Annotated in this window: 8 protein-coding genes and 1 pseudogene; all 9 read left to right on the plus strand. The window is 51.7% G+C overall.

The features are described 5' to 3' along the window. A partial coding sequence (locus PPL9_RS34615) for a ScpA family protein (protein ID WP_244273513.1) occupies positions 1-630 on the plus strand: 630 nt, incomplete at its 5' end. Next, a complete protein-coding gene (scpB, locus tag PPL9_RS30550) occupies positions 627-1,343 on the plus strand; it encodes an SMC-Scp complex subunit ScpB (RefSeq protein WP_057466248.1) in 717 nt (238 codons plus the stop codon). The genes PPL9_RS34615 and scpB, both read left to right, overlap by 4 nt. Positions 1,344-1,400: 57 nt before the next feature. Continuing rightward, entirely contained in the window at positions 1,401-2,483 is a 1,083-nt protein-coding gene (locus PPL9_RS30555; RefSeq protein WP_057466249.1) for an ABC transporter ATP-binding protein, read from the plus strand. 82 nt (positions 2,484-2,565) lie between these two features. Next, the gene (locus PPL9_RS30560; protein WP_057466250.1) at positions 2,566-2,811 is read left to right on the plus strand and encodes a twin-arginine translocase TatA/TatE family subunit; all 246 of its coding nucleotides are present in this window, start codon (positions 2,566-2,568) and stop codon (positions 2,809-2,811) included. A gap of 170 nt (positions 2,812-2,981) precedes the next feature. Continuing rightward, a complete protein-coding gene (gene tatB / locus PPL9_RS30565; RefSeq protein ID WP_057466251.1) occupies positions 2,982-3,470 on the plus strand; it encodes a Sec-independent protein translocase protein TatB in 489 nt (162 codons plus the stop codon). 12 nt (positions 3,471-3,482) lie between these two features. Further along, on the plus strand, positions 3,483-4,268 hold the full coding sequence (gene tatC / locus PPL9_RS30570; protein ID WP_057466252.1) for a twin-arginine translocase subunit TatC: 786 nt from the start codon (positions 3,483-3,485) through the stop codon (positions 4,266-4,268). A gap of 72 nt (positions 4,269-4,340) precedes the next feature. Beyond that, complete coding sequence (gene serS / locus PPL9_RS30575; protein WP_057466253.1) at positions 4,341-5,618, plus strand: serine--tRNA ligase; 1,278 nt, start codon at positions 4,341-4,343, stop codon at positions 5,616-5,618. An 84-nt stretch (positions 5,619-5,702) separates the two neighbouring features. Next, entirely contained in the window at positions 5,703-6,467 is a 765-nt protein-coding gene (gene surE, locus PPL9_RS30580; protein ID WP_057466254.1) for a 5'/3'-nucleotidase SurE, read from the plus strand. Positions 6,468-6,559: 92 nt separating this feature from the next. Continuing rightward, a pseudogene (locus tag PPL9_RS32235) lies at positions 6,560-6,806 on the plus strand (hypothetical protein); the annotation flags it as partial.

Below are 6,806 nucleotides of genomic sequence, written 5' to 3' on the forward strand. Positions count from 1 at the left end.
GCTGCAGATTATCTGGTGATGGCGGCGTGGTTGGCTTATCTGAAATCCCGTTTGCTTATTCCGCAGCAAAAAGACAGCGATGAGCCGACGGGTGAAGAGCTGGCAGCGGCGCTGGCGTTTCGTCTGCAACGATTAGAAGCTATGCGGGATGCTTCTGCAAAGCTGATGAACCGGTCGCGTCTGGGACGGGATTTGTTTGCGCGTGGTGCTCCTGAAACGGTGTCGGTGGAACGGCGCAGTGTCTGGACTGCCACGCTTTATGATTTGCTGATGGCGTATGCGTCTCAGCGCCAGCGCCACTCGGTGACGTCCGTGCATGTGAAGCGGCGTCAGGTCTGGTCGCTTCAGGACGCGCGCGATATTCTGACCCGTCTTGTGGGGCAGGTCGCAGTATGGACGCCGATTGAGCGATTTTTGACGGCTTATCTGGAAGACCCGCAGGAGCGGGCGACGGCTATGGCTTCTGCGTTTTCGGCCAGTCTGGAGCTGGTGCGTGAAGGCGTGATCGATATTCAGCAGTCCGGGCCGTTCGAGACGATCTATGTGCGTGCCTCACAGCGGACGCCGGAAGAGATTGGTGCGGGTGAGCCTGCTGAAGAGCTTCAGGAAAAAGAGGTTGAGTTGTCATGAGTAAAACGCCAGACCTGCTCGACACAGTCTCACAAGATGAGGCGATTGAAGTTGCGGATGCCGGGGAGCTTTTAGAAACGGAGCGCATGGTTGAAGCTTTGATCTTTGCCAGTGCGGAGCCTCTCAGTTTTACCGAGCTGACAAAGCGTATTCCCGGTGATCGGGATATTCGCGGCGCACTCAATCGCTTACGTGCTCATTATCGCAAGCGTGGCGTGCAGCTGCGGTCTGCCGAGGACCGGTGGTCGTTCCGTACTGCTGAAGATCTGTCGTTTATTTTGCACCGGGAAGCAGTGGAGCAACGGCGTTTGTCGCGAGCTGCGCTGGAAACATTAGCTATTATCGCCTTTCACCAACCTGTGACCCGCGCGGAGATTGAAGATATTCGCGGTGTTTCTACATCTAAGGGCACGCTTGATGTGCTGCTGGAAACGGGTTGGGTGCGCATGCGTGGTCGACGCAGAACACCAGGGCGTCCTGTAACTTATGGAACGAGCTTTGATTTTCTTGATCATTTTGGTCTTGAGAACATTAAGGATTTGCCGGGACTGGAAGAGCTGAAAGGGGCAGGGCTGCTTGATAGTGCGATCCCTGCCAGCTTCCATGTGCCAGCACCGGATGACAGTATTGATCTGACAGAAGATGAAGATCCTCTGGAAGAAAGTGAAATGTTTGCAACTGGCGCACTTGAAGAAGACGCCGGAGAAAAATAAACACATGCAAGGGGCGCGATGTTGTGTTCGCCGCCTTGCAAGTTTTATGAGGGACGAATGGAGCCAGGGAAGGTTGCAGCATCAGAACGGCTGGTGTTTGACAATATCTACCATCATTATGGGGACTTACCTGCGGTTCGCGGTGTTTCGCTTTCTTTGAAAAGCGGAGAAGTGCTGTGTTTGCTAGGGCATTCTGGTTGCGGAAAGACAACGGTGCTGCGTATTGCAGCTGGTGTTGTGCGTCAGCAACAGGGAAGCGTCCGGATCAATGGTTCTGTGGTTGCCGATGAGCGGACTTTTCTGCCGCCGGAAAAGCGCGGTGTGGGGCTTATGTTCCAGGACTATGCGCTGTTTCCGCATCTAACGATTCTTGAGAATGTGAAGTTTGGTCTTTCCGACCTTTCTTCTGAAGTGGCCGAGCGCCGTGCGCGTGATGCGCTGCACATGGTTGGACTTGGCCAGTATCTGGATGATTATCCGCATGGATTGTCTGGAGGTGAGCAGCAACGTGCTGCGCTGGCGCGTGCAATGGCACCGCGGCCTCATACTTTGTTGATGGATGAGCCATTTTCAGGACTGGACAGTCGCTTGCGTGATGATGTGCGCACGCAGACGCTGGATATGATCAAAATGCAAGGCGCGACAGCGGTTGTGGTGACCCATGATCCTGAAGAAGCCTTGCGTGTGGGTGACCGAATTGCGCTGATGCGTAATGGGGAGGTGGTACAGCTGGCGACGCCAGAGGATATCTACTTCCGCCCGAATAGTTTGTTTGCCGCTAAATTCTTTTCCGATCTCAATGAGATACCCGGAAAAGTTGTTGGTGGCCGTGTGGTCACGCCTATCGGGAATTTTTCCTCTAATGGCCTTGAAGAAGGGGCTCATGCGACCTTATGTGTAAGACCACATCACTTAAAGGTATGCCATGGTGAGGGACAGTTCAAAGGCAGAGTAATTTCTCGCGCAATGGCAGGTGAGACAGATCTTCTGGACGTACAAGTTGATGGAATTGAGCGTCTTCTACGTATTCGTACGAGGGATGTATTACAATTCTACCCAGAAAATGTCATAGACTTGTGTATAAATGCAGAGAATGTTTTGGTTTTTGGGCGAGAGACGTCAGTAAATCATAGTGGGTAATTCTTCTGGATACTACCTATTAGTATCTGGGGGATGTAGTGTCTCTCAAAACACAGTTCAGGGTTCTTAAGGAGTTTGGTTGATGGGCTCAATTGGTATTTGGCAAATTGTCATCATCGCGGTTGTCGTAGTTCTGCTGTTTGGTCGCGGAAAGATTTCCGAGCTGATGGGCGATGTTGCAAAGGGCATCAACAGCTTCAAAAAGGGGCTGAATGATGATGCTGCGGAAGCAAAAGAAAAAGAAGAAGATCCTAAAGTGATCGACCATGCGCCGGGTGACACCGTGAATGCGCAGGAAAAAACTGAAGACACCGCGAAAAAGGACTAAGTCTCCTTTAAGGTAGTCTGTGTAAATTACCTAGGGAAAGTCGGCGTTTTCTGGCTTAGAGTTTGTGATCTACGCCTTTCCCTAGTGAATGTGCCGTTGGCGGCACGACATGTCTATGATGAGAGCCTGGCAACGGGCTGTCATTGAGACACTAACGAAACGGCTTCTTTATGTTCGATATCGCATGGACAGAGCTGCTGCTTGTTGCTGTGGTTGCCATTTTGGTGGTTGGCCCCAAAGAACTGCCGGGCATGTTGCGCACAATCGGGCGCACAATCGGCAGTGTGCGGCGTATGGCTGGCGAGTTTCAGTCTAGTTTGAATGACGCTGTCAAAGAAGCGGAGAAGCAGACCGGCATTGATGAAATGCGGAAGCAGGCTGATGCCGCACAAAACTTCAATCCACTTGATGACTTGAAAAAGACATTGGCGGACGAGAAGAAAAAGCTTCAGGACAGCATGAAAACTGCGGAGAGCGATGTGAAAAGCTCGCTGAACGGTGAGGGCTCTTCGGAGAGTAAACCGGACAGTGCGCCAGAAGCTGCGCCTGTGAAAGCAGAGGTTCCGACGCAGAAAGTTGTTTCTTCAGCTGAGCTGGCTTCCACGCAAAAAGCAAAAGAAAGTGCCGCAAGCACTCCTTCCAGCAAAGATGAAAGCTAGGGCGGCTATTTTATGAGTGATAACGAAATTGAAGATTCGCGTGCGCCACTGATTGAGCACCTGATCGAATTGCGCTCCCGCCTGATGAAGTCGGTGATTGCGATCGCTATTGCCTTTGCGGTTTGCTTTTACTTCTCAAATGACATCTTCAACTTCCTGATCGAGCCGTTTTCGGCAGCGGCCGGGGAAAGCATTGAAGTCAAGCTGATCTACACCGCACCGCACGAATGGTTCTTCACCCAGATGAAGCTGGCTTTGTTTGGGGCGCTGTTTATTGCCTTCCCGGTTCTTGCTAGTCAGATTTACATGTTTATGGCGCCCGGGCTTTATAAGCACGAGCGCAGTGCATTTATTCCGTATCTGGTTGCGACGCCTATTTTGTTCGTGATTGGCGGGTCGCTAGTTTATTACCTTGTGCTGCCAATGGCGATGGGCTTCTTCCTTGCCATGCAGCAGATGGGCATGGACGGGCAAGCGTCCATTGAGATGCTTCCGCGTGTGAGTGAGTACCTGAGCTTCGTGATGGTTCTGATCTTCGCGTTCGGTCTGGTTTTTCAGCTTCCGGTTGTTTTGACGCTTATGGGACGCGCGGGTCTTGTGACCTCTGAGTCTTTGAAGGGTAAGCGGAAATATGCTGTGGTTGCTGCGTTTGCAGCTGCGGCAATTTTAACACCTCCTGATCCGATTTCGCAGATCGGTCTTGCACTTCCTACTCTGCTTCTCTACGAAGTCTCCATCTATTGTGTAAGGCTCGTCGAGAAGAAACGTAAAGAGAAGGAAGCGGAAGAAGAGGCCTAGTCTCACTTCCATCCTGATTTACGAGTTTCCCGGCGGGTTATTTGAAGGCAAACCTGCCGGGGTTACTAAGTTATGCTTGATATCAAGTGGATTCGTGAAAATCAGGAGAGCTTTGATACAGCTCTCGCTAAACGCGGCCAAGAGCCACGCGCTGCGCTGCTCGTTGAACTGGACGATGCGCGCCGTTCCCACACCACCAAGCTTCAGGAGGCGCAGCAGCGCCGTAACTCCGCATCCAAAGAAATCGGCATGGCCATGGGCCAGGGCGACAAGGAAAAAGCAGAGGCCCTGAAGGCTGAAGTTGCCGAAATTAAAAGCTTTATCCAGAACGGCGAAGAGGAACAACGCAAGCTGAACGCTGCGCTTGAGGATGCTTTGGCTGTTATCCCCAATATTCCTCATGAGGATGTTCCGCTTGGCGCGGATGAGGCTGACAACGTTTTGCTGCACACGCATGGCGAAAAGCCGCGTAACAACTTTGAGCAGAAAGAGCATTACGAGCTGGGTGAGCAACTTGGCGGCATGGACTTTGAAACCGCTGCTAAAATGTCTGGCTCCCGTTTTGTGTTGCTGAAAGGTCAGATTGCGCGTCTGGAGCGTGCGATTGGTCAGTTCATGATTGATCTGCACACGCAGGAAAACGGCTACACCGAAGTTTCTCCACCACTGTTGGTGCGTGATAATGCGCTTTACGGTACGAGCCAGCTGCCGAAGTTTGCTGAAGACCTGTTCCGTACGACAAATGATCACTGGCTTATTCCAACAGCAGAAGTTCCGCTGACGAATGTGGTTGCTGGTGAGACGCTTGCTGAGGCAGACCTGCCACTGCGTATGACTGCTCTGACCTATTGTTTCCGCTCTGAGGCTGGGTCTGCTGGTCGTGATACGGCTGGTATGCTGCGTCAGCATCAGTTTCAGAAGTGTGAGCTTGTATCTATTACGGATGAGAACAGCTCTCTGGAAGAGCTGGAGCGGATGCGTGAGTCTGCTGAAAAGGTTCTGAAACTGCTTGGCTTGCACTACCGTGTTGTCACATTGTGTGTTGGTGATATGGGCTTTGGTGCTCGCAAAACCTACGATATTGAAGTTTGGCTGCCAGGTCAGGATGCTTACCGCGAGATCTCTTCCTGTTCTGTTTGTGGTGACTTCCAGGGCCGCCGCATGAATGCACGCTACCGCGTGGAAGGCGAGAAGGCTCTGAAATTCGTTCATACTTTGAACGGCTCTGGCCTTGCTGTTGGGCGCTGCCTGATTGCGGTGATGGAAAACTATCAGAATGCAAACGGAACAATTACGGTTCCTGAGGTTCTTCGCCCATACATGAATGGCCTTGAAGTCATTGGCGCTTAACAATTGATGTAAGCGTATTTTCAGCAGAAGGGCGGTAGCGTTCTTCTGCTGCACTGCGCGACTTATATGAGGAATTGCTGCGATATGCGTATCTTACTAACCAACGATGACGGGATCCACGCTGAGGGTCTTGAGGTTTTGGAGCGCATTGCGCGGCAGATTTCAGATGATGTTTGGGTTGTTGCACCAGAAACCGACCAGAGCGGTGTGGCGCACTCCCTGTCTTTGAATGATCCTTTACGCGTTCGTGAAATTGACAGCCGTCACTTCGCGGTTCGCGGTACTCCAACTGACTGTGTGATCATGGCGGTTCGTTCCATCATGGATACACCACCTGATTTGGTTCTTTCCGGTATCAACCGGGGTGCGAACATTGCAGATGATGTGACGTATTCCGGCACCATTGCTGCGGCTATGGAAGGCACTTTGATGGGCGTTCGTTCCATTGCGCTGTCTCAGGCATATGCTTTTGGATCTGAGTTCGGCCCGAGCTACGATACGGCTGAAGCGCATGCTGTTGGTGTGATCCGCAGCCTGCTGGAGTTCAATCTGCCATCTGATACGCTGCTGAACGTGAACTTCCCGAAAGACGCGCCTGACATGGTTAAAGGTGTTAAGGTTGTGCGTCAGGGCAAGCGCGATGCGGGTTCGCTCTACATTGAAAGCCGCAAGGATGGCCGTGGTAATCCATATCACTGGCTTGCTTTCCAAAATCGTGTACCAAGTGCGCGTGAAGGGACTGACATCAATGCTTTGAAAGAGGGCTATATTTCAGTCACGCCTTTGCATCTGAACCTGACAGCCGATGAGTTGATGGGGCAGTTGGAAAAGACACTCGAAAAGTCCTGATTTGATGTGAACCTACCGAGGCCCTTCGGGTTCACGTCAGGTTCTTAGGTTATATGTGCGTTTCCTTCAAAGGGCAGAAGTGGCCTTTGAAGGTGCGCTCTTTTGAGCTTGCTGGTCCGCCAGCAGGCTTTGCATTGCAGATAGACGGAGTGTTTAAAATGGAAGACAGTCTGTTTGCTGATGAAGATGGTCGCTTTGATGAGAACCTTGCCAGGCAAGCGGCATGGGTTATGAAGCTGCGATCTGAGGGTGTGCGGAATATTGTGGTTCTGGGCGCACTTGAAGCTATTCCTCGTAAAATATTTTTGTCAGCTAGCCAACAATTTCTGGCTTTTGAAG

Source organism: Pseudovibrio sp. POLY-S9, assembly GCF_001431305.1.
In the GTDB taxonomy this organism is placed as follows: domain Bacteria; phylum Pseudomonadota; class Alphaproteobacteria; order Rhizobiales; family Stappiaceae; genus Pseudovibrio.